We start from the raw sequence: 1,982 nt of genomic DNA on the forward strand, positions 1-1,982 counted from the left end.
GAAGGTGTTTACCTCTACGTTTCACCTGTATGCAGTATTTTACTGGGATATAAGCCGGATGAACTTCTGGGACGCTCGGTGCTTGAATTTTGCCACCCGCAAGATTTAGTCCTGATAGAGGAATTTGCTCAGAATGACACGGTTGCTTTAAGAGAACATCCAACTCAACTAAATTTTCCAGACATCAACACAGTTAGCTACCGAATTCGTCATCGGCAAGGTTATTACATTTGGTTTAAAACTACGCTCCGAACTATCCGCCATCCGGATACGGGAGCAGTGCAAGAAATCATCGCTGTTTCGTGCGATATTAGCCAACGCCAGCAAGCAGAAGCTGAGTTAAGAGAAAGTCAAGAAAAATATAAAATTCTTTTTCAATGCTTCCCAATTGGCATTTCTATTACCGATAATAACGGCAATATTGTTGAAGCCAACCAAGCTTCAGAAAAAATTCTAAAGTTATCTATTGAAAACCATAAAAATAGAAGGTGCGACAGCAAAGAATGGCGAATCGTTCGACCGGATGGTAGCTCGATGCCACCGCAAGAATTTGCTAGCGTTCGGGCGTTAAAAGAAAATAAGGTGATTGAAAATCGAGAAATCGGAATTGTGAATGACCAGGATGAAATTACCTGGCTTAACGTCACTGCGATTCCCATTCCTCTCAAAGATTATGGCGTTGCGATCGCTTACATTGAGATTACAGAGCGTAAAACCGCCGAGGAAAAAGTTGAGAAATCGCTTTCTCTGCTGCGCGCTACGCTTGAATCAACTGCTGACGGCATCGTTGCAGTGAGCCTAGAAGGAGATATTGTCAGCTACAATCAGAAGTTTCTTCAGATGTGGGAGGTTCCCGAAGACCTAATCGGCTCGCCTCGCGCTAACGAACAAATCGTCTTTCTTAAAGACCAGTTGAAAGAGCCAGAAGCTTTTCTAAAGCTGGTTTGGGAACTTTCCAGGCAACCAGAAGCTAAGGCATACGACATTCTGGAATTAAAAAACGGGAAAATCTTTGAGCGCTACTCCACACCGTACCGACTCGGCGAACAAATCATTGGCAGGGTTTGGAGTTTTCTTGACATTACAGAACGGACGCGAACTGAGGAGGCATTACGCTCTTCTATTGAGCGAGAGCGCTTGCTGGGAAGAATACAAGGGCGCATCCGCCAATCGTTGCATTTAAACGAAATCCTCAACACAGCGGTTGCAGAGGTGCGAAACTTTCTGCCAGCCGAACGAGTTGCTCTTTATCGGCTCGATGCTCGCGGTGCCTGCTTTGTCGTCGAATCTGTCGCACCCGGTTGTGAATCGATTCTGGATGTCTCGCTGTATGACCCCTGCTTTGAGGCGGAATATATCCAAAAATTTCAAACCACCGGGTATGTGTCAGCGGTGGATGATATTTACCAAGCGGATCTGCCTGCGAGTTACGTGAAGTTACTCGCAGGGGCAGGAATTCGGGCAAATTTGATGGTGCCAATCTTGATTCGGGAACAGGGAGGCAACCGAGAAGCGAATAATGAATCGAATAGCAACAATCCCGCCCCACTCCGTCCCTCTTTATCCAATCCAGCCGCCAAAATTCATTTGTGGGGCATACTCTGCGTCCATCAATGCTCTGGATCTCGTCACTGGGAGCCTTATGAAATTAAGTTGTTGCAACAATTGTCCGTCGGGTTAGCGATCGCAATTCAGCAGTCTTCCCTCTTTAAACAGCTGGAGGAAGCCAACCGGGAGTTGCAGTGTATCGCTTCTCTGGATGGCTTAACTCAGGTGGCAAATCGGCGCAGGTTTGACGAATATCTTGCCCAAGAGTGGCGGCGGCTGGGACGAGAACAAGCGCCAATATCGCTAATTTTCTGCGATATCGACTGTTTTAAAATTTACAACGATACCTACGGTCATCAAGCTGGAGATAGCTGTTTGCGACAGGTTGCTGGTGCGATTCGGTTGATGCTAAAGCGCTCAACCGATTTAGTTGC

At 46.6% G+C, this 1,982-nt stretch carries 1 protein-coding gene; it reads left to right on the top strand.

Features of this window, described 5'->3' with window-relative positions; translation table 11 throughout:
• Window positions 1–1,982, top strand: a 1,982-nt coding sequence (locus H6F50_RS15960; protein WP_190429451.1) for a PAS domain S-box protein, incomplete at both ends; no start/stop codon positions are given.

This window comes from Coleofasciculus sp. FACHB-712 (assembly GCF_014695635.1).
Classification (GTDB): domain Bacteria; phylum Cyanobacteriota; class Cyanobacteriia; order Cyanobacteriales; family FACHB-T130; genus FACHB-T130.